22 protein-coding genes and 2 tRNA genes are annotated in these 24,271 nt (G+C 51.8%); 7 read left to right on the forward strand and 17 right to left on the reverse strand.

Annotation, left to right across the window (positions count from 1 at the left end):
* Positions 1 to 18: 18 nt before the first annotated feature.
* The 3 genes from KNP84_RS00570 to KNP84_RS00580 all read right to left on the reverse strand — a co-directional run bounded on the left by KNP84_RS00570 (position 19) and on the right by KNP84_RS00580 (position 1,926).
* A tRNA-Ile gene (locus tag KNP84_RS00570) sits at positions 19 to 92 on the reverse strand.
* 5 nt (positions 93 to 97) lie between these two features.
* Positions 98 to 174 (reverse strand) — tRNA-Met (locus KNP84_RS00575).
* Between the two features lie 108 nt (positions 175 to 282).
* The gene (locus KNP84_RS00580; RefSeq protein WP_214714620.1) at positions 283 to 1,926 is read right to left on the reverse strand and encodes a Na/Pi cotransporter family protein; all 1,644 of its coding nucleotides are present in this window, start codon (positions 1,924 to 1,926) and stop codon (positions 283 to 285) included.
* Between the two features lie 180 nt (positions 1,927 to 2,106).
* Here KNP84_RS00580 and KNP84_RS00585 point away from each other — a divergent pair, with 180 nt between their 5' ends.
* On the forward strand, positions 2,107 to 2,553 hold the full coding sequence (locus KNP84_RS00585; protein ID WP_251128648.1) for a hypothetical protein: 447 nt from the start codon (positions 2,107 to 2,109) through the stop codon (positions 2,551 to 2,553).
* Between the two features lie 43 nt (positions 2,554 to 2,596).
* Here KNP84_RS00585 and KNP84_RS00590 read toward each other — a convergent pair whose 3' ends face one another.
* Complete coding sequence (locus KNP84_RS00590) at positions 2,597 to 4,282, reverse strand: methyl-accepting chemotaxis protein (protein WP_215114039.1); 1,686 nt, start codon at positions 4,280 to 4,282, stop codon at positions 2,597 to 2,599.
* Between the two features lie 217 nt (positions 4,283 to 4,499).
* Between KNP84_RS00590 and ispG the strand changes: the two genes are divergently transcribed.
* The gene (gene ispG / locus KNP84_RS00595) at positions 4,500 to 5,621 is read left to right on the forward strand and encodes a flavodoxin-dependent (E)-4-hydroxy-3-methylbut-2-enyl-diphosphate synthase (protein WP_021065716.1); all 1,122 of its coding nucleotides are present in this window, start codon (positions 4,500 to 4,502) and stop codon (positions 5,619 to 5,621) included.
* A gap of 71 nt (positions 5,622 to 5,692) precedes the next feature.
* Positions 5,693 to 6,274, forward strand: coding sequence for a hypothetical protein (locus KNP84_RS00600; RefSeq protein WP_251131095.1), 582 nt, complete (start codon positions 5,693 to 5,695; stop codon positions 6,272 to 6,274).
* A 48-nt stretch (positions 6,275 to 6,322) separates the two neighbouring features.
* Here KNP84_RS00600 and KNP84_RS00605 read toward each other — a convergent pair whose 3' ends face one another.
* From KNP84_RS00605 to KNP84_RS00620, 4 genes are read right to left on the reverse strand one after another with little or no spacing between them, the layout of a single operon-like run.
* Positions 6,323 to 7,720, reverse strand: coding sequence for an NAD(P)H-hydrate dehydratase (locus KNP84_RS00605; protein ID WP_215114040.1), 1,398 nt, complete (start codon positions 7,718 to 7,720; stop codon positions 6,323 to 6,325).
* A gap of 58 nt (positions 7,721 to 7,778) precedes the next feature.
* Positions 7,779 to 8,189 carry a Fur family transcriptional regulator gene (locus tag KNP84_RS00610; RefSeq protein ID WP_021065713.1) on the reverse strand — a complete coding sequence of 137 codons (411 nt, stop codon included), beginning with the start codon at positions 8,187 to 8,189 and terminating at the stop codon, positions 7,779 to 7,781.
* Positions 8,176 to 9,039, reverse strand: a complete 864-nt coding sequence (locus KNP84_RS00615) for a metal ABC transporter permease (protein WP_021065712.1) — start codon at positions 9,037 to 9,039, stop codon at positions 8,176 to 8,178. The genes KNP84_RS00610 and KNP84_RS00615 overlap by 14 nt, the downstream gene beginning before the upstream one ends.
* Positions 9,036 to 9,794 carry a metal ABC transporter ATP-binding protein gene (locus KNP84_RS00620; RefSeq protein WP_021065711.1) on the reverse strand — a complete coding sequence of 253 codons (759 nt, stop codon included), beginning with the start codon at positions 9,792 to 9,794 and terminating at the stop codon, positions 9,036 to 9,038. The genes KNP84_RS00615 and KNP84_RS00620 overlap by 4 nt, the downstream gene beginning before the upstream one ends.
* Before the next feature lie 189 nt (positions 9,795 to 9,983).
* On the opposite strand from KNP84_RS00620, the gene KNP84_RS00625 reads away from it, so the two are divergent.
* The 3 genes from KNP84_RS00625 to KNP84_RS00635 all read left to right on the forward strand — a co-directional run bounded on the left by KNP84_RS00625 (position 9,984) and on the right by KNP84_RS00635 (position 13,941).
* Complete coding sequence (locus tag KNP84_RS00625; RefSeq protein WP_021065710.1) at positions 9,984 to 11,516, forward strand: Ppx/GppA family phosphatase; 1,533 nt, start codon at positions 9,984 to 9,986, stop codon at positions 11,514 to 11,516.
* Positions 11,513 to 13,678, forward strand: coding sequence for an RNA degradosome polyphosphate kinase (locus KNP84_RS00630; protein ID WP_058763938.1), 2,166 nt, complete (start codon positions 11,513 to 11,515; stop codon positions 13,676 to 13,678). Before KNP84_RS00625 ends, KNP84_RS00630 begins: the two co-directional genes overlap by 4 nt.
* A 92-nt stretch (positions 13,679 to 13,770) precedes the next feature.
* The gene (locus tag KNP84_RS00635; protein WP_021065708.1) at positions 13,771 to 13,941 is read left to right on the forward strand and encodes a DUF1427 family protein; all 171 of its coding nucleotides are present in this window, start codon (positions 13,771 to 13,773) and stop codon (positions 13,939 to 13,941) included.
* A 34-nt stretch (positions 13,942 to 13,975) separates the two neighbouring features.
* Here the strand turns inward: KNP84_RS00635 and KNP84_RS00640 are convergent, their stop codons facing one another.
* The 5 genes from KNP84_RS00640 to KNP84_RS00660 all read right to left on the reverse strand — a co-directional run bounded on the left by KNP84_RS00640 (position 13,976) and on the right by KNP84_RS00660 (position 19,628).
* A complete protein-coding gene (locus tag KNP84_RS00640) occupies positions 13,976 to 14,539 on the reverse strand; it encodes a hypothetical protein (RefSeq protein WP_215114041.1) in 564 nt (187 codons plus the stop codon).
* A gap of 1 nt (position 14,540) precedes the next feature.
* The gene (locus tag KNP84_RS00645; RefSeq protein WP_215114042.1) at positions 14,541 to 15,443 is read right to left on the reverse strand and encodes a deoxyribonuclease IV; all 903 of its coding nucleotides are present in this window, start codon (positions 15,441 to 15,443) and stop codon (positions 14,541 to 14,543) included.
* An 81-nt stretch (positions 15,444 to 15,524) separates the two neighbouring features.
* Positions 15,525 to 16,877, reverse strand: coding sequence for a DEAD/DEAH box helicase (locus KNP84_RS00650; protein ID WP_031199865.1), 1,353 nt, complete (start codon positions 16,875 to 16,877; stop codon positions 15,525 to 15,527).
* 52 nt (positions 16,878 to 16,929) lie between these two features.
* Entirely contained in the window at positions 16,930 to 17,868 is a 939-nt protein-coding gene (locus KNP84_RS00655; RefSeq protein WP_021065704.1) for a sugar ABC transporter substrate-binding protein, read from the reverse strand.
* On the reverse strand, positions 17,865 to 19,628 hold the full coding sequence (locus KNP84_RS00660) for an ATP-binding protein (protein ID WP_215114043.1): 1,764 nt from the start codon (positions 19,626 to 19,628) through the stop codon (positions 17,865 to 17,867). Before KNP84_RS00660 ends, KNP84_RS00655 begins: the two co-directional genes overlap by 4 nt.
* Positions 19,629 to 19,748: 120 nt before the next feature.
* On the opposite strand from KNP84_RS00660, the gene KNP84_RS00665 reads away from it, so the two are divergent.
* Positions 19,749 to 20,702 (forward strand): 4-hydroxy-3-methylbut-2-enyl diphosphate reductase, encoded by a 954-nt coding sequence (locus KNP84_RS00665; RefSeq protein WP_029595228.1) that lies wholly within the window; start codon positions 19,749 to 19,751, stop codon positions 20,700 to 20,702.
* A 42-nt stretch (positions 20,703 to 20,744) separates the two neighbouring features.
* Here KNP84_RS00665 and KNP84_RS00670 read toward each other — a convergent pair whose 3' ends face one another.
* The 4 genes from KNP84_RS00670 to rpoD form a co-directional block, all read right to left on the reverse strand.
* Entirely contained in the window at positions 20,745 to 21,857 is a 1,113-nt protein-coding gene (locus KNP84_RS00670) for a Nif3-like dinuclear metal center hexameric protein (protein ID WP_021065701.1), read from the reverse strand.
* Positions 21,857 to 22,573: a tRNA (adenine(22)-N(1))-methyltransferase gene (locus KNP84_RS00675; protein ID WP_021065700.1), complete on the reverse strand. Its 717-nt coding sequence runs from the start codon at positions 22,571 to 22,573 to the stop codon at positions 21,857 to 21,859. Before KNP84_RS00675 ends, KNP84_RS00670 begins: the two co-directional genes overlap by 1 nt.
* A 97-nt stretch (positions 22,574 to 22,670) precedes the next feature.
* Positions 22,671 to 23,009: a cytochrome c550 gene (gene cccA, locus KNP84_RS00680; protein WP_021065699.1), complete on the reverse strand. Its 339-nt coding sequence runs from the start codon at positions 23,007 to 23,009 to the stop codon at positions 22,671 to 22,673.
* Between the two features lie 132 nt (positions 23,010 to 23,141).
* Positions 23,142 to 24,236 carry an RNA polymerase sigma factor RpoD gene (gene rpoD, locus KNP84_RS00685; protein WP_021065698.1) on the reverse strand — a complete coding sequence of 365 codons (1,095 nt, stop codon included), beginning with the start codon at positions 24,234 to 24,236 and terminating at the stop codon, positions 23,142 to 23,144.
* Positions 24,237 to 24,271 lie beyond the last annotated feature (35 nt).

Genomic DNA, 24,271 nt, shown 5'->3' on the forward strand with positions numbered 1-24,271 from the left:
AGAAAGCTGTTCACAAAATGGACCCTGTAGGACTTGAACCTACGACCGGACGGTTATGAGCCGTCTGCTCTAACCAGCTGAGCTAAGGGTCCTTTATTGGTAGCGGCGGAGGGAGTCGAACCCACGACCTCACGGGTATGAACCGTACGCTCTAGCCAGCTGAGCTACACCGCCACGTTGTTATACAGTAATAATATACTGAATGAACGCGTCACTGTCAATCAAAAGTCACATTGAACCAAAAAGTCCCTCCGTCTCAAATGAGCCGGAAGGACCGTTGGATTAGACTGTTGCTTCGTTTCTATCTTCAAGCGTGATTTCTGTGATGTTCATGGCGTGATCACCGATGCGCTCCAAGTTCGAGAGCATATCGACGAAGAACATACCGGCTTGGCCGTCACACTCACCTGTATTCAAGCGGACAACGTGATTTTTACGGAACTGACGCTCCAGCATATCGAGTTTCGCTTCCATCTCGATGACTTGACGCGCTTCGACCATGTCTCCGCTCGCCAACGTTTGAAGTGACTTCTCGAGCGTGGCCCGTGTCAAATCGTACATTTCCGTCAACTCTTTCTGAGCACCGGTCGATAGTGTGACACGTGTCGCCGTCTTATAATCGATCAATTCGATAATATTCTCGACGTGGTCACCGATTCGCTCGATATCGTTGATGGCATGCATGAGTGTCTTATGTTCTTGTGATTCTTGCTCCGTCAAATCAACGGCAGCGAGTTTCACGAGGTAATCTGTGATTTTTGAGTTAAGCGAGTTGAGCGCCTCTTCAATGTGCGCTGACTTCTCGGCATGTTTCTTATCGCCAGTCGTCATGTAGTTGCGCGCTTCATCAAGGCCAAGTTTTGCGAAGTCGCCCATGCGGATGACTTCAAACTTCGCTTGTTCGACGGCGATTGATGGTGACTGTTGGATGAAGATTGGATCCAAATGCTGTGCTTTCGTATCGACGATTGAATCTTCACCAGGAACCATTTTCGTCACGATCCAAGCAATCGTTCCGATGAACCAGAACTGGATGAACGTGTTGACGACGTTGAACGTCCCGTGGGCGAAGGCGATTTGCATCTTGTCTTCAATCGCTAAAACATCTGTGATCCAGTAAATATATTGTGTGAACGGGATCAACAAGATCATGAAGATCGTCGTCCCGACAATGTTAAAGATGACGTGGGCTGCTGCCGCACGACGGGCTGCTACCGAAGCACCGATTGAAGCGAGTACCGCTGTAATCGTTGTCCCGATGTTGTCTCCGAACAAGACCGGAAGTGCCGCGTCCAAGTCGATTGATCCACCGGCATACAACTCTTGCAAAATCCCGATCGTTGCTGATGACGATTGAACGATGACGGTAAACACCGTACCGACGACGACACCGAGGAACGGGTTGTCACTCATCGATTGCGTCAAGTCGATGAAGTATTCGCTCGAACGGAGCGGCTTCATGCCGCTTCCCATAAGTTCAAGACCGTAGAACAGCATCCCGAAACCGAAGAAAATTTGACCCAAATGTTGCAACTTCTCTTTTTTAAAGAAGAAAAGAAGAATCGCACCGATAGCGATAATCGGCAACGCGTAGGCGCCGACATCGAAACCGATGATGAACGCGGTCACTGTCGTCCCGATGTTCGCCCCCATGATGACCCCGATTGCTTGACGGAGCGTCATGAACCCGGCGCTGACAAGACCGACCGTGATGACAGTCGTACCTGACGATGACTGAATCAAGACTGTTACAATGATACCAGCTAGTACTCCGAGGAACGGATTCGATGTATACTTATCAAGGATGTCACGCAGGCGGTTACCTGCTGACTTTTGGAGGCCGTCTCCCATCGATTTGATACCGAAGAGGAAGATCCCTAATCCTCCAAAAAACATGAATAACATTTCTTGCAAATTGTATTCCACGATTTTTGTACTCCTTTTGATTGTGAATTAGTTGTGTTTGCTTGGTTTTTAATGCCCTACTCATTATGCCCGCATCACCCATTCGATGTAAACAGGTTTAATGTTAAGGTTTTATTAAACCACTGTATGATTTTTGTTTGTTTTTCTAGTTTTGTACTATAACAGATTGGAGTTCCATTTATGTTCAAGACAACGATTCAGTTTATCCGCCATAGCCTTTACCCGTCCAAGCAGGCGTTACGTCTCCGCTTGGCCCCACTCCACGCCTATATGATGGCGAGTTTAGTGTTGACGTTGACCGTCACGGCACTCGATTACATCGTGTTACAACCAAATTTCTTTTGGCCGATGTGGTTGTTCTTACATGCGTTCGCGATTTTCTTCTTCTATATGGGACTCGTCGCCCTCAGTGCCCTCCTCGTCCAACTCGTCACGAAATGGCGTACGAAGAAGATGTGGCCGTATCGCCAAGCTTGGCCGTATGCGGTCGCGATGTCGCTCATTCCGACAGTCAGTCTCGTCGTCCTGTATCACGTTTCGCCGTCCGCGTCGTGGTTCGGGATTCTACTATTATTTATTTATGTAGTCGTTCCATTATCGCTAATCCCGATTAAACGAACATCATAAAACAAGGCCGGATGAACGCTTCTATGCGCTCGTCCGGCCTTGTTTATTGGAGTGGTGCCAAATCATGCAAGACGTCGTGAAGACGTTCGCTTTGATTGCCGAGATGGGTTCCTGCCGTTTGTAAAGCTCGTTGTGTATCCGTCCATTCTTCGACACCGTCTTGTAAGTCATGCAGTTTTTGCTCGAGCATCATTCCGATTTCGGTCAATTGACCATTCGCTTCCGCCATTTCAAGCAACTGCTGTCCGGTTTGCGATGTCTGTTCCGTGATCGCTTGGAATTGGCTCATTTGTTTTGTGACCTCATGATCAATTTTCTCGATCCCCGCTTCGACATTACGCAATGCCGCCCCTAATGATTTAATGTCGGATTCGAAGCGTTCCATTTCCATGAACACTTCGCTTCGTTCTTGCCGAATGGCTTCAATCGTAGCCACAGCGGATAACGTCGATTCGTTCGTCACTTTCGCCAACTGTCCGACCTCGCTGGCGACAACGGCAAATCCTTTACCATGTTCACCGGCACGTGCTGCTTCAATCGAGGCGTTGAGCGCTAACATTTTCGTCGCAGCCGCGACAGAAAGGATTTTCTTTAGCGCATCATCCGCTCGCTCTGATGTCGCCTCGCTGTCTAATAATCGTTGCTGGACCGTTGCCGCTTTGATGGCAAACGATTCACTCGCTCCTTTGACGCTCGAGAACGATTCCATTTCTGACGCAATCGTTCGATTTAGTAACTCTGTCCGTTGATCGATTGCAGCGATATCTTTTTCGAATGAACGAACGTGGGCAGCGATATCGGTAAACCGATGGGTCGACTCGGTCGTGAACGACTGGTAAGACTGACTCGTCAGCGCGACCGTGGCCGCTACTTCCTTAAAGCCCACGATTTGCTGTTCATTCGCCTCCAGTTGTCTTCTGAACAGCGGCAAGCTTGATTCGAATGCTGTTGACGTCTCGGTCATCGTCACGAGCGAGCGCGTCCATAATCCAATTAACGTATTGTATGCCTGCTCTAGACTTCGCATTTCAATTGAGTTGGCGTCTAATGTAACTGCTGTGAATGAGCGCGTCGCCACCGAATCACGCAATCGTTCGGCAAACTGCGTCAACGGCTTGACCTCACGACGAATCATGACGGCAAACAAGCCAATCATGAACACGAGCATACTGATCAGGCCAACGAAGACGATTTCTCGTAGTGCCCACATCGAACCGAGTACCGACTGTTTCGTCACAACAATGACGTAATGAGCCTGAAGTTCAGGAATCGGCGTCGCAACGATAAACTCATCATGTTGATCACTGACATTCACGTCTTCCACTAAAATCTCATCTAGGCGATTGCTAAACCGGTCTTCAACTTTTTTCCCGCTCAATTTTTCGATATTATCATTGGTCACCAAATACTGACTCGCTTCGAGTCCGTCTGCAGCTAAGATCGAAGCCTGTTGCATATACGTCGACTTTAGAGAACGGGTTAACATCTTTTCGTTCGCGACGTACGCCCCATACGTCGTCTTGATTGTCTCCCGCATCACAGTCGCTTCTCGATGCAACCGTTTTTCGATTTCGTCGGTCATCAACTGTTCGGCTTTCATGGCGAACCAACCGAATACAATTGAAAATGATATGAGCATGATTGGCATCAACGTCCAAGTCAACCGACTTGCCATCGTCGACTCGTTTCGACGCTTCATCCTCTTCAATCGCTTAAATCGCTTCAACATCCTTCATTCCACCTCTTCACACGTCATTTCATTGAATATATCGGTCTTCAGACGGTGGAAAATTATGAAGCATCTGTTAAGATAACGTTAGCGTTTCGTAAGAGCACATCTCGCAAGCGCTTGCCGGGTGCTTTTTCACAAACATTTCGTTATGATAATAAGGAAACCACTCATCTTAAATCGATTGGAACCTTTCCAAAAGAAGGAGATTACGTATATGTCAGAAATTTTGCATCGTTCATTAACCCGTCCGATTCGTGTCGGCAACCTCATCATTGGGGGATCGAATGAGGTCGTCATCCAGTCGATGACGACAACGAAAACACATGACGTCGAAGCGACCGTCGCCGAAATTTTGCGTCTTGAAGAAGCAGGCTGCCAAGTCGTCCGCGTCGCTTGTCCGGATGAGCGCGCTGCCGATGCCCTCGCTGAGATTAAGAGCCGCATCAATATCCCGCTCGTCGTCGATATTCACTTCGACTACAAATTGGCGCTCAAAGCCATCGAGAGCGGTGTCGATAAGATTCGAATCAACCCGGGTAACATCGGTCGTCGCGAGAAAGTCGAAGCGGTCGTCAACGCCGCTAAAGCAAAAGGCATCCCGATTCGCATCGGTGTCAACGCCGGCTCACTCGAAAAGCAATTCCTTGAAAAGTACGGTTATCCGACGGCGCAAGGAATGGTCGAGAGTGCCATGCACCACGTCAAAATCTTAGAAGACCTCGGTTTCTATAACACAATCATCTCGCTTAAGGCATCTGACGTAAACTTGGCCCTCGAAGCGTATACGCTCGCAGCCAAGACGTTCGATTACCCGCTCCACGTCGGAATCACGGAATCAGGCCCGCTCTTCTCGGGATCACTCAAGTCTGCTGCCGGCCTCGGGGCAATCCTTTCGCTCGGTATCGGTTCGACGGTCCGTGTCTCACTATCTGACGACCCGGTCGAAGAAATCAAAGTCGCCAAAGAAGTGCTCAAATCGTTCGGTCTCGCGGCCAACGCGGCGACGCTCATCTCATGCCCGACATGTGGACGCATCGAAATCGACTTGATTTCGATTGCGAAAGAAGTGGAAGAGTATATCCAAAACATTAACGTCAACATCAAGGTCGCTGTGCTCGGCTGTGCGGTCAACGGACCGGGTGAAGCACGTGAAGCCGATATCGGCATCGCCGGTGCCCGCAACGAAGGCCTGCTCTTCCGTCACGGGAAAATCATCCGTAAAGTGCCTGAAGCCACGATGGTCGAAGAGTTGAAGAAAGAAATCGACGCCATTGTCGCCGAGAAACTTGCCGCTCGCGAACTCGAGGAGCAAGAACTCGCCAACCAATCTAACTAATCCTTCGCCCGCTCGGTTGCAACCGAGCGGGCTTTTGGTACAATAAGGGTTATGAGCAAGGAGGGACGAAGATGCACATTGGAATAGACCTCGACGGAACCGTCACGGATCCGCAAAGTTGTTTTCACTATATGAACGACGCACTCGGGTACGCCATCGATTATCATCAAGCGACCGAATACGAGTTGCATACGTATACCGATATGACGCAAGAAGCGTTTTGGCGCTTCATGATTGAGCAAGGCCACGAGGAAGCGATTTATCGTAGCTCACTTCCCCACTCTGAAGTGAACGACGTCCTTTGGCACATGCGAAAAGCACATCGTCTCCATTACGTCACGGCCCGCAGCGAAGCCGTCCGCGCCGTCACCGAGGAGTGGATTCGGCAGCATGAACTCCCACTCGACTCGCTCATCATGACAGGGAGCCATGACAAGGTCGGCGTCGTCAAACAGCTCGAACTCGACCTATTCATGGAGGACCGTTATGAGAACGCGATCTCGATCCATGAACAGACGACCATCCCGGTCCTATTGTTCGACGCGCCGTATAATCGCAAACCGTTACCGGATGGCGTGAAGCGGATCACATCTTGGAACGAGGCGCTCCACATCGTCAATCGCTTCGAGACGACCAAGTCCATCACCATTTAAAAAAAGCCCCATATGTGGATAAGAATATCCACTGTATACGGGGCTTTTTTATATGCGTCCGATCGCTTCGATGACGTCTGTTGCGAGGACACTCGCCGGATGCATCTGCCGACTCGCGGCTTGTGCCGCCAAGGCATGCCATAGGACGGCTTGCTCGTTCGGGGAAGACTCGGTGTCGATTCGGTCCGTCCGCGCCCAGAGCGCGAGCAACATTCCGGTCAACACGTCGCCGCTCCCTCCTTTCGAGAGCGCCGCGGCTTGAATCGTATTGACCGCCCCCGTCCCGTCTGGTTTGACAATGAGCGTATGCGTCCCTTTCAAGATGAGGTGAATCCCATGTTGCCGTGCGAAGTCTGACGCGATACGGAACCGGTCCGCTTCAATCTCGGCGACGGACCGTCCCGTCAAGCGAGCGAACTCTCCCGGGTGCGGCGTCAACGTGAGAGGACCTTCCGCTGCGAGATGTTCCGTCGTCAAGGCGCCCGCATCGACGATCAGCGGTTTCGATTGACGACTGACGGTTTGCCATAAACGGTCCGACCGTTCATCGTCGACGAGACCTGGCCCAATCGCCGTAGCCGCATACGTTTTGTCCGGTAATTCATCGATGCCATAATACATCGCCTCCGGTAAACTCGATGCCATGATGTGCGCCTCCGATGGGATGGCCAAGTCCAGTAAGCCAATGCCAGTCCGTAACGCCGCCCGGGCCGCCAAGAACGGGGCTCCAATCAAATGACGGCTCCCGCCAATCAAACATCCATGACCATATCGATTCTTATGACCGTACGGGTCGCGCTCGAGCAACCCCCGATCAAAGTCTGACTCGGTCAACACACGCCATTCGGACTTGTGTGACAGTCCGATATCGACCATCTCGACCGTCCCATAATATGGAGCCGTCTGAGTTAAAAAGGCACTCCGCTTATAGCCGTGTAGCGAAAACGTCGTATCTGCCTTAACCGCATGTCCGTCAAATTCTGACGCCTCATCACTCGGGACACCGGACGGCACATCGATCGCCATGACCGGCGCCGACTGTTCACGCATCCAAGTGATGACGTCCCTCGCCTTTCCGGTGACCGGACCACGGAATCCGACCCCAAACAAGGCGTCGACGACATAATCGGCGTCTCGGGGCTCCTCGACGATGGTGACGAAACGGCGCGCATACGCCGCATGCCGTTCCCCTTCCGAAGACTTCGGTTCGCCAAATGGGGCATAGACAAAGACGTCACACCCTCGCTGTGCCGATTCTCGAGCCACGACCCAGCCGTCCCCACCGTTATTGCCGGCGCCGCAGATGACGAGCACCGACGAGCGTAGCCGGAAGGTCAGACGGGCCGCCACGGCTGATGCTGCCCGTTCCATTAACACGTCGGCCGGCATCCCTTGCCGGAACGCCGTCGCATCGGCTTGTTTGATTTCGGCTGCGGTGTAAATCATCTCGACTCCCCCTCTCTTGATTCGACAAAAAAGGGATTGCATCCACAATCCCTTCTTGTCACTTACATTGTTTACAATACCCGTAAATCTCGAATTTATGATCGACGACCTCAAAATCAGGATCGAGCGTCTCGACATAGCGCATCGGGCAGAGCTCGAGCAGCTTCGTCTTACCGCAACCGCGGCAAATCAAATGGTGATGATGATGATTCGACCCGCACGTGACGCGGAACGCCTTCTCTCCATTCAATTCGGTCGCTTCGAGCAATCCTTCCTCAGCGAATGACTTCAAGTTGCGGTACACGGTGTCAAAACTCATCGTCGGATGTTTCGCGCGCATATAGTCGAGCACGTCCTTGGCACTGACGTAACGCTCTTCCGCCGCGAGAAAGGCAAACATCTCAATCCGTTTCGGTGTCACTTTGAGCGACGACGATTGCAGGCGGGTCAATTGTTCAGTTTCCTTCATAACGAACCTCCTTCTTCCGAGCGAGTCCGAGTCGTTCAGCCAGCATGACGACGGCTAAAATCAATACGGCGAGCAAGACGATGACTCCTCCCGGGGCGACATCGAGCTCATAGGCGAGGATGAGTCCGCCAATCGTCGCGACTTCTCCGAACACGATTGACCAGAGAATCGTTTGCTTGAAGCTGCTCGTGAACCGGAGCGCAGCCGCGACCGGTAATGTGATCAGACTCGAGACGAGCAGTGTGCCGACGATGCGCATGCTGACGGCGATGACGAGCGCGACGACGAACATGAACAGCACGTGGAGCATCGTACTCGGCAGACCCGACACTTTCGCCTGTTCTTCATCGAACGACAAGAACAACAGCTGTTTATAGAACACGATGATGACGAGCAGCGTGAAACCCGCCACCGCTAAAATCATCCAGATGTCTGATAGACTGACCGCTGAGATTGACCCGAACAGGAGCGTCGACAAATCGATGGAAAACCCGCGCGACAACGAGATGAAGATCGCACTGAGTCCCATCCCGGCCGACATCATGATCGGAATCGACAACTCTTGGAAATGGACGTATTTTCCGCGGAGCCAATTGAGGCCGAGCGCGGCGAGCACGGAGACGAGCGTCCCCAAGTAAAGCGGGTTCAAGTCGCTGAACAGCAAGATATACTGTCCGAGGAACAGACTGAACGAGATTCCGGCAAGCGTCATGTGGGATAACGCGTCGGCAATCAAACTCATCCGTCTGACGACGACGAACGAGCCGATGAGCGGCGCAGTGAAACCAATGACGACGGCTGCGATGAACGCATAACGTAAAAAGCTGTACGTGAACAGATCCGTGATCATGACGTACCTTCATGGACGAGCACTTTGACCGGATACGGTTTAATCGCCGTCAATTCGCCGAGTTCACTATATTCTTTTAATCCACAGTTGCAGGCCATACGCCCGTGATCGAGATGAACGACTTTCGTGACGAGGTCGGTGACGACGTTCAAGTCATGGGTGACGAGAATGAACGTACATGACGTGTGCTCACGCAACAGATGGAGCACCTCATAAAAATCACGCAAATGTTTTTGGTCGACCCCGACCGTCGGTTCATCCAAGATGAGCAAGTCCGGTTGGTTGACGATTGCTCGAGCGATAAAGACGCGCTGTTGCTGGCCGCCGGACAGGCTGCCGATTTTCCGATGTCGAAACTGCCACATATTGACCGTCTCGAGTGCATTTTGAATGGCCGCCTTGTCTTCGATATTCAACCGTTTGAACAGACCGAGGCGTCCATAACGGCCCATAGCGACGACTTCCTCGACCGTCACCGGAAATCCTGAGTTAAACGACGCGGCTTTTTGGGAAACGTAACTGATACGAGACTTGTCTTTGAACTGTCCTTGGGGACGGCCGAACAGTTCGACTGATCCGGTTTGCGGCGATAACAATCCGAGAATCGTCCGAATCAAGGTCGATTTGCCGGACCCGTTCTCCCCGACGACAGCGACAAAGTCGCCTTGTTTAATATCGATGGACACGTCCTGTAGCGCGGCGGTCCCATCGTAATGATAGGAAACATGATTTAATTTTACGACGGATGTCGTCATAAGCTACCCTTCTCTCGTGTGATAAATCGTAATCATTTCTACTTGCTTGGCGTCTGTATTATACAGAATATCAGTCTATGCTTCAAGTATAGAGGCAATGCGAGCCGATTGGCGGCGCACGAACTGAAATCCGTATGTAATTTTATGATCTTCGTTGTACACTAGAGATAACGCAGAGGGGGTTTTTCCGTGGAGAAAAAACTAGCAGTCATCGATATCGGGTCCAACTCGATTCGTAACGTCATTTTTGAAGTGAACGGCCACGGTCAGTATTTTGAACGGTTGAACGTGAAAGAAGTGGCACGGCTGTCGAGCCATATCACCGATGACAATGAACTGTCCGAGTCTGGCATCGAGGCGCTCATCGAGACGCTGAATCACTTTAATCGCTTGAACGAGCATCACGAAGTGAAAGAAGTGTTGCCCGTCGCGACGGCCGCCATCCGCAACGCCAGCAATTCCGAGGCCATTTTAGAAGAAGTCCGGCAAGCGACCGGCATGGAGATTCGGTTGTTGAGCGACTATGAGGAGGCGTTTTACGGCTACTCGGCCATCATCAACTCGACGTATATCGAGGACGGCTATTCAGTCGATATCGGTGGTGGTTCAATGGAAGTGACCTACTTCAAAGATCGTGAACTCGTCTTCTATCACAGCTTCCCGTTCGGAGCCGTCACATTGACCGAGGACTTCATGAAGGGTGACACGCTCACGAAAGACGAGCGTAAACAATTGACGACGTTCTTGAAAAAGTCGTTCAAAGAGATCGACTGGCTCGAGCCGCACGGTATACCGCTCGTCGGTGTCGGAGGCACGGCTCGAAACCTCGTTCGGGTCGAACAGTCGATGTCCTTGTTCCCACTCGAGGGAATTCATCAATACACGCTCGGGGCCGACCGCCTGCATGATGTCGTCGACGAACTCATACAAATGTCGCCGAAACAACTTGGGCGTCTCGACGGTTTGTCGAAGGACCGGATGGACATCATCGCCCCGGCCGTGACCGCCATCGATGAACTGGCGAAGTATTTGAAAGTGCCTGAGTTCATGATGAGCAACAACGGACTACGCGAGGGCTTGTTCTATGAGTACTACTTAAAGGAAAACAATCGGGTCCGTTTCGGTGACGTCAAAGAAGAAAGTTTCCGTCATTTCGAGAAGCAGTATGCCGTCGACCCGGTCCGTCATCAACACTTGATTCATCTCGCCCGCCAAATTTACACCGGCTTGATTGAGACGAAGACGATTAAGCCGAAACCGTTCGAACCCGGTCTTTTAGAAGGCGCTTGCCGGCTCGCTTATGTCGGGGAATATATCGACCATAACAACAAGAGCGACCACACGTTCCACTTGATTACGACGAACGATTTTAAAGGGATGAACAACGAGGACCGGCTCGCCCTCGCCTTGGTGACGTCCTATAAATCACGACGCCTGCTCGAACAACATATCGAAGGCTTCCCCGAATGGTTCGACTCGAAGATGTTGAAGAGCTTAGAGCTGCTCGGCTCCATCGTCAAGCTCGTCGACGCGCTCGATTTGACCGAACGTCAAGTCGTAGAGAACGTCGACGTATCCTCGACCGAGGAAGGACTTGTCTTCACGCTTCATACGCACACATCCCCTCGCTTTGAACTGCAGCGCGGCATCCGCCATAAAAAACATTTGGAACGTGCGATTGACCAATCAATCGAGTTACGCGTAGAGGAGAGAGATTCATGACCATCTACTTACCCGAACATTTCAATAACCGTGAGCTCAGCTGGCTGAGCTTCAACGAACGCGTCTTGCAAGAAGCGATGGACGAACGCAATCCGCTCATGGAACGGCTGAAGTTTCTCGGCATCTTCAGCTCGAACCTCGATGAGTTTTATATGGTCCGTTTCGGCGGATTGAAAGACGAGGTGCTCGCCGGCTTCAACCGTCCGGAAGACAAGGCCGGTCTGACGCCGAAGCAGCAAATCAAAGCCATCTCCATCAAGGCGCAAGAGCTCGTCGAGGTCCAGTACGCGACATATAAGAAAATCCTCAAGCAGCTCGCCGCGGAGAACGTCCGTTTCTTGCGGCCGAAACATTTGAATAAGACGCAACTCGAGTTCGTCAAACTCTATTTCCGGACGCATGTCTTCCCTGTCTTGACGCCGATTGCCGTCGACGCCTACCGGCCGTTCCCGATGTTGTTGTCTAAATCACTGAATATCGCCGTCGAGATCGCCTCGACCGATGAAGGCAAGAAACGGCTCGCTCTCGTCCAAGTGCCGGCCGTCTTGCCACGCTATCTCGAGCTACCGACCGAGGATGAGGACCATACCGACTTGATGTTGCTCGAGGATGTCATCATCCAGTTCATCGACTCGTTGTTCAAAGGGTTCGAAGTCGAGTCGACGATGCCGTTCCGAATCACCCGAAACGCCGATATGCCGTTCCATGAGGAAGGCAGCCGCGACGTCTTGAAACAAATCGAGAAAGAGTTGAAGAAACGACGCTACGGGGTCGCGATTCGGCTCGAGGTGCAGCAACGGTCGCTCAGTAAAGAGCTGTTGTTCATGCTCCAGGACGTGCTCGACCTTCATGACCGGGACATCTTCCTCGTCGATGGTCCAATCGATTTGACGTTCTTGTTTGGGGTCTATAATAAAATCGGGATCGAGTATGATGAGATGATTAACGAGACGCTCATTCCGTTCGTCCCGGAAGGACTTGAACCGGGGAAAGATTTGTTCCAAGCGGTACTGAAAAAAGATTACTTGCTCCACCATCCGTACCATTCGTTCGACCCGGTCGTCCGCTTCATCGCCCAGGCGGCCAAAGACCCGAACGTCCTCGCCATCAAGCAGACGTTATATCGGGTGTCCGGTGACTCGCCGATTATCAAGGCGCTGACCGATGCCGCCGAGAGCGGGAAGCAAGTGACGGTGCTCGTCGAATTGAAGGCCAGGTTCGATGAGGAGAAGAATATTCAATGGGCAAAACAGCTCGAGAAAGCCGGCGCCCACGTCATTTATGGCTATAAAGAGTTAAAGACGCACTCGAAAATTACGCTCGTCGTCCGTATTCTTGAAGGCGGCGTCTTGCAACGGTTCGTCCATCTCGGTACCGGCAACTATAACGACTCGACCGCCAAGCTGTACACGGACATCGGCTTGTTGACAACGAACGAAGAGCTCGCCGAAGACGCGACCAACTTCTTCAACTGGCTCTCGGGGTACGGAGAACGTCCGTCGTGGCATAAATTCGAGACGTCACCGGACGACATGCACGACTTCTTCCTTCAAAAGATTGAGGACGAAATTAAACTGCACGAGAAATACGGCAACGGCCGCATCGTCGCCAAGATGAACTCGATTACCGACAAGCCAATTATCACGAAACTATACGACGCCTCACAGGCCGGCGTCAAAATCGATTTAATCATCCGCGGAATCTGTTGTCTGCGTCCGGGCATTAAAGGCATCTCGGAAAACATCCGTGTCATCTCCATTATCGATCGCTATTTGGAACACTCGCGTATCTTCTACTTCTATCAAAACGGGAAAGAAGACTTATATTGTTCCTCTGCCGACTGGATGACCCGTAACATGCGCAAACGGATTGAGATTCTATTCCCAATCCTCGATGCGGGACATAAGTCGTATATTAAAGACATGCTCGCGCTACAACTCGTCGATAACGTGAAAGCCAGAATCCAGCGTGCTGACGGCAGTTATGTGTATTTGAAACAAGAAGCCGGACAAGAACAAATTCAATCACAAATCATCATCCATCAATACACGGGCGGCCGCTGGAACAACATTCCGAGCGTGTTCGAACGGGAACCTTCGAACTGGGCCGAACGGGAAGTCCTTCGCTTACGAGCTGAAAATGAGAAAATGACAGATGACTGATGTTAGACTTCTCAAACGAGAATGAACATTGTATAATGAATTCGGTTACCTGTTAATAAAGCGTTTTCATTTCGATTATGGAGGAATCATTCATGCAAGAAATCCTATTGTCATTGCTCGCTGGTCTTATTTGTGGCATGATTTTCACCGCTTTGAAGTTGCCGCTCCCTGCCCCACCCGTTTTACCTGGTGTCATCGGCATCTTCGGTGTGTTTCTTGGGATGAAAGTATATCAATTCGCACTCGCGAACTGGCCATTTTAATTCAAAAAACGAAGCCCGCGGGCTTCGTTTTTTTTTACATATCGTAATGTCTTGCTTTGTGACACGTCGGGCAAAGCCATGTACCGCTTCCTGCTTCGAGATGATACTCCATCAGACGAACCCCAAATGCTCCAAAACGGCTCAAGTCATCCCCGCATGCCTCACAGACAGTTGTCGGGGCGAGTTGTAACATCGCCTGCTCGTCCGCCAAATGGGCGCGGAACGTCTCCCGGGTCCACTTGGCAGAAGGGACGCGGTACCCCCGCTCCCACTTATCACGGATCTCGACGTCCGTGTCCCCTTCATATAGGCCCGTTCGCAGCAGCGGATGCTGAAAGTCGAGGCCGATCACATCGACGAGGCTATACGCCGTCACCTCGGGCGTTGCCTCCGTCCGCCAATAGCGGTCGAACGGGCGCTGCGTCTTCTCGACGAGCATGACTTCGACTTCGGCCACGATTCCATATCCGAGAATCTCAATCCACGCTGTCGCCTCGTCAATCTGCCCTTCCACATAAAACGGGCTCGCTTCTTGAAAATATGTCGGAAGCGCAGACCAGACGTCATATACGTTCGGATCGATTCGGATGACGCTCATCTTATTGGTGCGCGAGCGTGAACTGTTCGCGCCACTCGGCGTCAAAGCGGTTCGCCCGGAACATCTCGATTTCCTGCTTGTATGGTGCCACTTTCGTCTTCTCACTGATTGGAATATATGGCGTCTCTAAAATCTTCGGCAAGTGGGTGAACGCCTCGTGATGGATGATGCGGTTCAACGTATCAAAGCCGATCTCCCCGTATCCGATATTCTCGTGCCGGTCTTTCTTCGCGCCACGGACGTTCTTCGAGTCGTTGACGTGGATGACACCGAGCCGATTCAATCCGACGATTCGGTCGAACTGTTCGATGACGCCGTCCAAATCACCGACGAGGTCGTAACCTGCGTCATGGACGTGACACGTATCGAAGCAGACCGAGAGACGATCGTTATGCGTCACTCCATCGATGATGGTCGCTAGCTCCTCGAACGTCTTGCCGAGCTCGCTGCCTTTCCCAGCCATCGTCTCGAGCGCGATTTTAACCGTCTCATCGCCAGTGAGCACTTCGTTCAAGCCTTCGATGATGCGAGCGAGTCCGACGTCTTCACCGGCACCGACGTGGGCACCGGGATGGAGCACGACATGGCGCGCGACTTGGAGCGCCTCGGCCCGTTTAATCTCGGCTGCTAAGAACGACACGGCGAGTTCAAACGTCTCGGGTTTCGTCGTATTGCCCAAGTTGATGATATAAGGGGCATGGACAACGATTTCCTCGATGTCGTGCGCCGCCATATGAACGAGCGCCGCCTCGATATTCAAGTCTTCAATCGGTTTGCGACGTGTGTTTTGGGGCGCACCCGTATACACCATCATCGTGTTGGCACCGTAAGATACGGCCTCTTCACTTCCTGCGAGCAACATCTTCTTACCGGAAACTGAAACGTGGGAACCAATTTTTAACATAGTCATTTCTCCTTCATTCTCATCTGTCTTTAGTGTACACAAAAAGAAGAATCGACTCCACGAAGTCGATTCTTCTTTTGCTTAGCGACGGTTCTTCTTACGAACTTCGCGACGTTCCTGACGTTGGCTCTGCATATGTTCACGTGAGGCCGTCTCTTTCAACTTATACTTGAACTTCTTCTTGTAACCAGGCTTGACCTTTTTCTTCGCCTTCTTGATTTCGCCCGCCATCCGGCTGTGCGCCGTTTGCGAGACTTTCATCTTCCGGTCGGTCGTGCGGCGTTTGCGTGTCTTAATCTCTTGAAGTGACCCGTTCTTCACATCGACGTGCTTGAACGTGAAACCACGCTCTTCGAGTCGATTGATCGGACCGTTCTCGTGATCTTCATACAACGTGTACGCTTCACCCGTCTCACCGGCGCGGCCCGTCCGGCCGACGCGGTGCGTATAGAAGTCAAGGTCTTTTGGAATCCCGAAGTTGATGATGTGCGACACACCTTTAATATCGATGCCGCGCGCCGCCAAGTCGGTGGCAATCACGAACTGATATTTCGCGTCGTTAATGTCTTTGATGGCTTGCTTCCGGCGACGGGCTTGCATGTCCCCATGAAGCGTGCCGACGTTGAGTCCCGCCTCGCGGAACGACGTCTCCAACTCATCTGCATCTTGTTTCGTGTTTGTGAACACGAGACAGACGAACGGGTTAATCGTTTTTGCGATTTCGACCGTCAACGCCTTACGGTCACGGTGACGGACCGGAATGACGTGATGCTTGATTTTCGGAACGACACGGTGCTCTTCACTCGCTTCCGCGTAGCGTGGGTCGTGCAAGTATTTCTTCAAGAACGGCTGTAACTTCTCAGGGATTGTCGCTGAGAAGACCATCGTTTGAAGTTTCTCTGGCAACGACTGCGCGATGCGGTCGACTTCAGGCAAGAAGCCCATGTCAAGCATTTGGTCAGCTTCATCGACGACGAAGTGCGTGACTTTGTGCGGGAATAACGCTTGGACTTTCATCAAGTCGAGCAAACGACCTGGTGTCCCGATGATCAGTTGTGGTGGGTTTTTCATCTTGTCGATTTGTCGTTCCCGGTCAGTTCCTCCGACAATCAGACTTGTCTTAATATAGTCCGGCTGTTTGACGAGGAGTGTTTTCAACTCTTCGTGAATCTGCCAAGCGAGTTCGCGCGTCGGTGCGACGACGATGGCTTGGACCGATTCTTCTTTCGGATCGATTGCTTCTAAAATAGGTAAGAGGAACGCAAGCGTCTTCCCCGTCCCGGTTTGTGATTTCCCAATGATATCGCGGCCATTCATCGCAGCCGGAATAATCCGGGCCTGAATGTCCGTCGGTACTGTGATGCGCTTTTCTGTCAAGGCATCGACGATAAACGGTAACAATTTGAACTGTTGGAAGCTGTTCAATCGATACACCTCCTGTTTCTTTCCACTTTTCCTAGCATAGCGGAATCTAATCATTTGTCAATTAATCTTTTGCGAGCCCTTCATATAAATAGCTCGATGTGTAGTAGTGTGGTGCGATTTTTTTGCCGCTCAAATGTAGTTCGAGCGCTTTAAATCCGACCTCGATCATCTCGTTCGGAGATTGGACGACCGTCGCATTCACTTTGCCGTTGTGGATGAGCGGATAAATTTCTGTCACCCCGTCAACCGACACGAGCGTTTTGTCGCTAAGCCCATGACTTTCAAGGGCGCGGACGACACCGAACGTATTGTCATCGTTATGCGAGAAGACGGCATCGAACGGGATATCAGCCTCGAGCCAACGTGACATCTCGATCTCCGCTTGGAACGTATCATAGTTTCCGGTGATGGAAGCGACGACTTGAAGGTTGTCGTTCGCCTTATCATATTCCGTCAATCCGAGACTCCGGTCAATCGTCGAGCGGACTTTGGCCGTCCCGCGCACTTCGACGACTCGAATCGGACGGTCGAGCCCCGCGTGTTGGGCGGCGATATGGTTCGCCGCCATGCGACCGATCTCGACGTTGTCGGACATGACGGACGTCAAGACGCTCTCATGGTCAATCATGCGGTCAATCGCGATGATCGGGATCCCTTCCCGCTCGGCACGTTCGAGCGACGGACGAATGAACGCCTCGTCGAGCGTCGTCACAAAAATCGCTTCGACCCCGCGGTCAATCAAGGCGTCCAACTTCTCTTTCTCTAACACCCGTGAGTCCTCGCTCGTCGTCGGGACAGGGATGAACCCTTTTTGATTCGCCGTCCTGACGAAAGCGGCCAATAATTTATTGGCGTGTTCATGCTTTTCACTGACGAAGACGAAACCGACTTCGTTGTTCTCACTCGAACGTTCCGGCAATTGAATCGAGGTGATCAGTAAAATCGTCAACGCCCAGACGACAGGTAGCCATAACCAGTAATGTTTGAATCCTTTCGTCATGGGTGCGACCGCCTTGGGATTTTAATCATCATGGCCGTACCTTCTCCTTCAACGCTCTCTATGTTCATGTTACCGTTCACGGCTTTCAAGTATTCGCGGATCATGTAGAGACCTAAGCCGTTGCCGTTCTCTTTCGTCGTGTAAAACGCCGATCCGACCGATTTGACTTGAGCCTCGGTCATGCCGATGCCGTTATCCTCAATCAAGAAGCGATAATCCCGCTCCGTGAACTGAATGGTGACCGTCACATTCCCGTCGGCCCCTTTCGAGTCGACGGCTTCGACCGCATTTTTGAACAAGTTGTAAATGATTTGAATGAGCATGTCGCTCGAGCAGTAAAACGGCGGCATGTCGTTCGGGAAGTTCAACTCCCAATTCGTGACCCGTTTATAACACTCGGCGTCGAGCAAGAATTCAAGGCGACTCGCAAACTCTGTCATATCGAGCCATTCTTCTTGCAGTTTCGCCTGATCTGGCTTGGCGAGCGTGAGCATCGTCGTAATCAAATGGTTGGCCCGGTCGAGCTCTGAGAGGGCGAGGTCAAGCATTTCTTGGCTGCTATGCCCCTCTTTCACCATCTGTAACGTGATTTGGACCGGTGTGAGCGGGTTGCGGATCTCATGAGCGATTCCGGCCGCAAGCTGTCCGAGCGAGGCGAGCTTCTCTTGCTGAAGCAACAATTGTTGCTGGCTAAGCTGTTCCCGTCGTGCCGTCTCCATGCGGCGGGAATAGTCGTTATACGTATCAAGCAACGTCTCGACTTCTTTGGAGCCGGTCCGTTCTAGTTGAATCGGTTCGAGCGACTGCTGCTTCTTGATGTTTTGCACGAGCTCGAGGAGCGGGCTCGTCAACGTCTTCGACAAGAGCAAACCGACCATGATACTTAAAAAGAACGTGACGAGCGTAATCATTAAATATTGCCAGCGCGTCGCATAGACCGCCTCGTACACAGAATCAGTACTATGTTTGGCGAGGACGCTCCAGCCGGTGACGCGGGCGTCCGGTTCATACATGATGACGTCATCCTTAGTGCTGAAAATCGTCCGGACCGCATAGTCGTCCGTCGCCTCGATAATCGAGCGAGGCAGACGACGTTCCGCGTCCGTGACGAGATTGAACGACGTCGATAACACCTCGCCCCGCTCGTTCAACAAGTAAAGAATCATATCGTCGTTCGCCGATTCGAGCATGCGTCGATATAAATCGGAGTTGAGCACGCTGATGCTGCCGCCGAACATCCCGACCAACCGGTTATCCTCAAGGACCGGTACGTACAAAAACGTCCCGACGTCACCGGAGATGGAAATCGGTTCACTCATGAATAAGTCGTTGCCTCCACCGTTGAGCACTTCGTTAAACTTTGCATCGGCTTTCAGCGTCGTGGCCGGCACTTGACGTTGCGAGTACCATTTAAAGGCATCGTCCCGTAAATCGTAATAAAAAATCGAGGTAAAGCTCGTGCGCTGATTCAAATAGCCGGTTCGAATCCGTTCTTCGATATACGTCTCGTTTCCGACGTAGGCGCCGAGATAGACCAAGTCTTCATACAGTTTACCGAGTCGCGTCTCTAGGTTCTCGATACTTCCGTCAATCGCATAATCAAATTGTTCTTTCGCTAGCTCTTCCGCCCGGGACACCGTCACACGATCGGCAGAGAACGCTAGTGAAGAGATGACAAGTCCTAGTATAATGAAGATAATAAATGTAATCTGAAAGAAGTACGATTTTCGAACTTCAAGCAATGTTCTCAAGCGTTCCACGGTGTCCCTCCTTTCTAACCTTAAGATTATAGCATGAATACACGCAATTCTTTTCGTATTTTCGAAACAATGTTAGACTAATACGTATGAAAGCATCGCGAAAGGAGCGTTCCTTACAAAATGAAAGTTAAAAAAATCAGTCCACGCGGATACTGCTACGGCGTCGTCGATGCCATGAAGCTCGCCAACGAAGCGGTGGCCAACCCAGATTTACCGCGTCCTATCCATATACTCGGCATGATCGTCCATAACCGACATGTCACCCAAGCGTTCGAGGACCTCGGCGTCAAGACGGTCGACGGCGAGGATCGCATGAAAGCACTCGAGACCATCGACCGCGGAACGGTCGTCTTTACTGCTCACGGCATCTCGCCGCTCGTACGTAAACGTGCCATCGAGAAAGGATTGACGATTGTCGATGCCTCGTGCCCGGACGTCTTGGTCACGCACGATTTGATTCGTGAAAAGACGGCCCTCGACTATGAGGTCATCTATATCGGGAAGCACGGACACCCGGAACCAGAAGGTGCCATGGGCGTCGCCCCGGGCAAAGTTCATCTCGTACAATATGAACGGGATTTCGAGGCGTTGCCGGCCCATCTCTATGAGACGAAAATCCTCGTCACGAACCAGACGACGATGAGTCAATGGGACGTCTCGGCCTTGATCGAAATGATTCAAGAGCGTTATCCACACGTCGAAGTGCATAATGAGATCTGTAACGCGACACAAGTCCGTCAAGAAGCGGTGGCCGAACAAGCCGGCGATTGCGAACTGTTAATCGTCGTCGGTGACCCGAAATCGAATAACTCGAACCGCCTGGCCCAAGTCTCTAAAGAGATTGCCGGCACGAATGCCTATCGCATCGGTGATTTGAGCGAGCTCGACCTAGCTTGGCTCGATGGTGTCGAGACGGTCGCCGTCACGTCAGGCGCGTCGACACCGACGCCGATCACAAAGAAAGTGATCGACTTCTTGAGCCAATATGACCCGCTCGATTTGAGCACACATGACAAGACCCCTTATCTTGAACTCCGTAGCATCCTCCCGAAAGTGAAGGCGCTCCGTAAGTGACATCAAACCCCGTCCTCTCACGAGAACGGGGTTTTCGCATAATCAATAGAAACGAAACGGATTCGTATCGGCTTCGGACACGAAGAATTCGACATCGAGCTTCGCACGTTCTCCTTTTTGCCGCATGACGTCGACGACACCCTGCTTCATGACACTCTCGACATGATGACCCGGGTCGACGACCGAAAGACCGAGAGCCATCGCGTCGTGCGCCACATGGAAATACAAGTCACCCGTCACATACACGTCCGCGCCTTTGAAATGGGCGGCCGACACGTATTTGTTCCCATCACCACCGAGGACGGCTACTTTCTCGATTGTCCGGTTCGGATCGCCAACGATACGCACCGCCGCGACGCCAAAACTCGCCTTGACGTGCTCTGCGAACGCAGCGAGTGTGAGCGGGGTCGATAGACGACCAATGCGCCCGAGACCGAACACACGCCCCTCGATGTCGTCCCGAATCAAATCATAGGCGACCTCTTCATATGGATGCGCGTCCGTCATCGCCTTGAGTACTCGTTTCTTTTGGCTCTCCGTGACAATCGTCTCGATTTTCACTTCCTCGACATGTTCCGTCTTGCCGTGTTGGCCTAGATAGGGGTCCGACCCTTCGAGTGGTGTGAACTGACCCTCTCCCGAGACGGTGAACTGACAGTCCCCATAATCTCCGAGACGACCGGCTCCGGCCCGGCCGAGCGCCTCCGACACGGCTTGTCGATGCGTCGTCGGGACGAACACGGACAGTTTATACACCGGTTCTTCATACGTCGGGATGAGCACCGTCGGATCGACCAACCCGAGTGCCTCACTCATCCAGTCGTTGACCCCGCCCTCGCAGACGTCCAAGTTCGTGTGGGCCACATAGACGGCGATGTCATGCCGAATGCATTTCATGACGATGCGCCCTGCCGCACTGCGGTCGTTCACTTGTTCGAGAGCACTGAAAATCGGTGGATGATGGGCGATAATCAAGTCGACGTCTCGTTCGATGGCCTCATCGACGACCGATTCGAGCACGTCGAGCGTCACCATGACCCGATGTACCGGTTTATTCAACGTACCGATTTGGAGACCGATTTTATCGCCCTCGACGGCAAGATGTTTCGGGGCAAATTCGTCAAACAATTGGATGACATGGTTTCCGTTCGCCATTAGTTGCTCACCTCTCTCATTTTGTCACGTAACGTCTTGAACTCCTCCTGTTTCTGGATGAGCGCCTCGGTCTGTGCCCCCTCGGCCATTTGACCGAGCACATAATCGAGTTTGTCCGCTTCGCGTCCCCATTTCAGCTTGAACGCCTCAGGCCGTGTCTCGAGCAAGTAAGGTCCGAACATGAGCTGCCAAGCCCGTTCCGTTTCATCCGAACTATAGCGGGTCTCCGTACCACGTTCTCCGACGAGAATCTCATATACTTTATCGTTCTCTTCGACGATGGACTCGGCGATCAACACGAAACCTGCGTCGAGCAACCATTCGCGGACGTGTTGTCCATCCACGTTCGGTTGCAAGACGAGGCGTTCGACCGCGCCTAACTTGTCACGGCCACTCTCTAAAATCGACCGAATCAAACTTCCTCCCATCCCACAGATTGAGATACAGGTCGCCTCATCTGCTTCGAGGACGGCGAGTCCGTCACCGAGACGGACGTCAATCTGTTCAGTCGCGCCAATCAACGCGACTTGCGCTTTTGCCGCCTCCATCGGTCCGCGGTTCACTTCGCCGGCGATGGCTCGATTGACGATGCCTTGTTGGACGAGGTAGCACGGCACGTAAGCGTGGTCAGATCCAATGTCCGCCACTACGCTACCTTTCGGGATGAAATCGACGACTTGCTTCAGCCGCCGGTCTAACGTCACTTGTTCTTGCATAGGGACAACTCCTTTTTCTACTTCTTCACTATTAGGGTAACGAATATTGATAGCCAGGACAATAAAAAACGTACCCCGTTAGGAGTACGTTTCCCTCTTATTGTTCGAGCAACCAAGTCGCGAGCACGTCCGCCTCTTCGGCAGTGGCGAGGCCAGCTGGCATCGCACCTTTACCGTTGACGATGATGTTCGTGATCTCTTCAGCCGATAAACGTTCGCCGACACCAGTCAAGGCAGGACCGACGCCTCCTTCGAGATTTCCACCGTGGCAACCTGTGCAGCCTTTAGCCGCATACAAGTCTTCTGGGTTCATCTCAGTGACAGACGGACCTTCAGCAGCTTGTTGTGCTTGGTTTACGCCAAAATACGATAATGAGACCATGGCAATGATTGCGACGATCGCAATCGCTGCAAACGGTAACAATGGATTACGCATTGCATTTCCCCCTCATGTTCATTCCAAATTTCTACCCATCACTATTTTACTCAAAAAATAATAAAGAAGGAAGGAAAATCACTCATTTTCCTTCCTTTCTTCTAAAACTTCACATTTTATTCAAAAACACAATTAATCGAGGAAGTCTTTCAAGCGTTTCGAACGGCTCGGGTGACGAAGTTTCCGAAGTGCCTTCGCCTCGATTTGACGAATCCGCTCACGGGTGACGCCGAACACTTTACCGACTTCTTCAAGCGTACGCGTGCGGCCGTCATCGAGTCCGAAGCGGAGACGGAGTACGTTCTCTTCACGGTCCGTGAGCGTGTCGAGCACGTCTTCGAGTTGTTCTTTGAGCAATTCATACGCGGCGGCATCTTGTGGAGCCATCGCATCTTGGTCTTCAATGAAATCACCGAGGTGTGAATCGTCTTCTTCACCAATCGGCGTCTCAAGTGACACCGGTTCTTGAGCGATTTTCAAGATTTCACGCACCTTCTCAGGTGTGAGCTCCATCTCTTTGGCAATTTCTTCAGGCGACGGTTCGCGTCCGAGGTCTTGCAACAATTGACGTTGAACACGAATCAATTTGTTAATGGTCTCGACCATGTGAACCGGAATCCGGATTGTCCGGGCTTGGTCCGCAATGGCACGTGTGATTGCTTGACGAATCCACCACGTCGCATATGTCGAGAACTTGAACCCTTTCATATAGTCGAACTTCTCGACGGCTTTAATGAGGCCCATGTTTCCTTCTTGAATCAAGTCGAGGAAGAGCATGCCGCGCCCGACATAACGTTTCGCAATCGAGACGACGAGACGGAGGTTGGCTTCGGCAAGGCGTTTCTTCGCCTCTTCATCGCCTTGTTCAATCCGCTTCGCGAGTTCAGTCTCATCTTTCGCGCTAAGAAGATCGACGCGTCCGATTTCTTTCAAGTACATGCGGACCGGGTCATTGATTTTAATGCCCGGTGGGACAGATAGGTCGTTCAAATCGACCTCTTCGTCTTCTTTTTTCGATGGCGTCTCTTCGGCATCGGCCGCATCTTCTGTGACGCGGATATCTTTACCTTCTAAATCTTCGATGAAGTTATCGATAAAGTCTGAGTCCACCTCGAAATGGCTGAGGCGATCTTGAATCTCCTGCATCGATACGACGCCTTTTTTCTTCCCTAATTTCTCAAGTTCCTCTATGGCGTTAAATAAATCCTCTTTTTTCTTCTCTGCCATCTAGCAGTTCAACTCCTTCCAAACTTCCTCCACGT

The organism is Exiguobacterium sp. s70, from assembly GCF_018618315.1.
In the GTDB taxonomy this organism is placed as follows: Bacteria; Bacillota; Bacilli; order Exiguobacteriales; family Exiguobacteriaceae; genus Exiguobacterium; species Exiguobacterium chiriqhucha.

Excerpts from the sequence above, each read along its gene's own strand:
- KNP84_RS00585 (WP_251128648.1), top strand. The coding sequence starts at position 2,107 with ATGTTCAAGACAACGATTCAGTTTATCCGCCATAGCCTTTACCCGTCC.
- KNP84_RS00590 (WP_215114039.1), bottom strand. The coding sequence starts at position 4,282 with ATGTTGAAGCGATTTAAGCGATTGAAGAGGATGAAGCGTCGAAACGAG.
- ispG (WP_021065716.1), top strand. The coding sequence starts at position 4,500 with ATGTCAGAAATTTTGCATCGTTCATTAACCCGTCCGATTCGTGTCGGC.
- KNP84_RS00600 (WP_251131095.1), top strand. The coding sequence starts at position 5,693 with ATGCACATTGGAATAGACCTCGACGGAACCGTCACGGATCCGCAAAGT.
- KNP84_RS00605 (WP_215114040.1), bottom strand. The coding sequence starts at position 7,720 with ATGATTTACACCGCAGCCGAAATCAAACAAGCCGATGCGACGGCGTTC.
- KNP84_RS00610 (WP_021065713.1), bottom strand. The coding sequence starts at position 8,189 with ATGAAGGAAACTGAACAATTGACCCGCCTGCAATCGTCGTCGCTCAAA.
- KNP84_RS00615 (WP_021065712.1), bottom strand. The coding sequence starts at position 9,039 with ATGATCACGGATCTGTTCACGTACAGCTTTTTACGTTATGCGTTCATC.
- KNP84_RS00620 (WP_021065711.1), bottom strand. The coding sequence starts at position 9,794 with ATGACGACATCCGTCGTAAAATTAAATCATGTTTCCTATCATTACGAT.
- KNP84_RS00630 (WP_058763938.1), top strand. The coding sequence starts at position 11,513 with ATGACCATCTACTTACCCGAACATTTCAATAACCGTGAGCTCAGCTGG.
- KNP84_RS00635 (WP_021065708.1), top strand. The coding sequence starts at position 13,771 with ATGCAAGAAATCCTATTGTCATTGCTCGCTGGTCTTATTTGTGGCATG.
- KNP84_RS00640 (WP_215114041.1), bottom strand. The coding sequence starts at position 14,539 with ATGAGCGTCATCCGAATCGATCCGAACGTATATGACGTCTGGTCTGCG.
- KNP84_RS00645 (WP_215114042.1), bottom strand. The coding sequence starts at position 15,443 with ATGTTAAAAATTGGTTCCCACGTTTCAGTTTCCGGTAAGAAGATGTTG.
- KNP84_RS00655 (WP_021065704.1), bottom strand. The coding sequence starts at position 17,868 with ATGACGAAAGGATTCAAACATTACTGGTTATGGCTACCTGTCGTCTGG.
- KNP84_RS00665 (WP_029595228.1), top strand. The coding sequence starts at position 19,749 with ATGAAAGTTAAAAAAATCAGTCCACGCGGATACTGCTACGGCGTCGTC.
- KNP84_RS00670 (WP_021065701.1), bottom strand. The coding sequence starts at position 21,857 with ATGGCGAACGGAAACCATGTCATCCAATTGTTTGACGAATTTGCCCCG.
- KNP84_RS00675 (WP_021065700.1), bottom strand. The coding sequence starts at position 22,573 with ATGCAAGAACAAGTGACGTTAGACCGGCGGCTGAAGCAAGTCGTCGAT.
- cccA (WP_021065699.1), bottom strand. The coding sequence starts at position 23,009 with ATGCGTAATCCATTGTTACCGTTTGCAGCGATTGCGATCGTCGCAATC.
- rpoD (WP_021065698.1), bottom strand. The coding sequence starts at position 24,236 with ATGGCAGAGAAGAAAAAAGAGGATTTATTTAACGCCATAGAGGAACTT.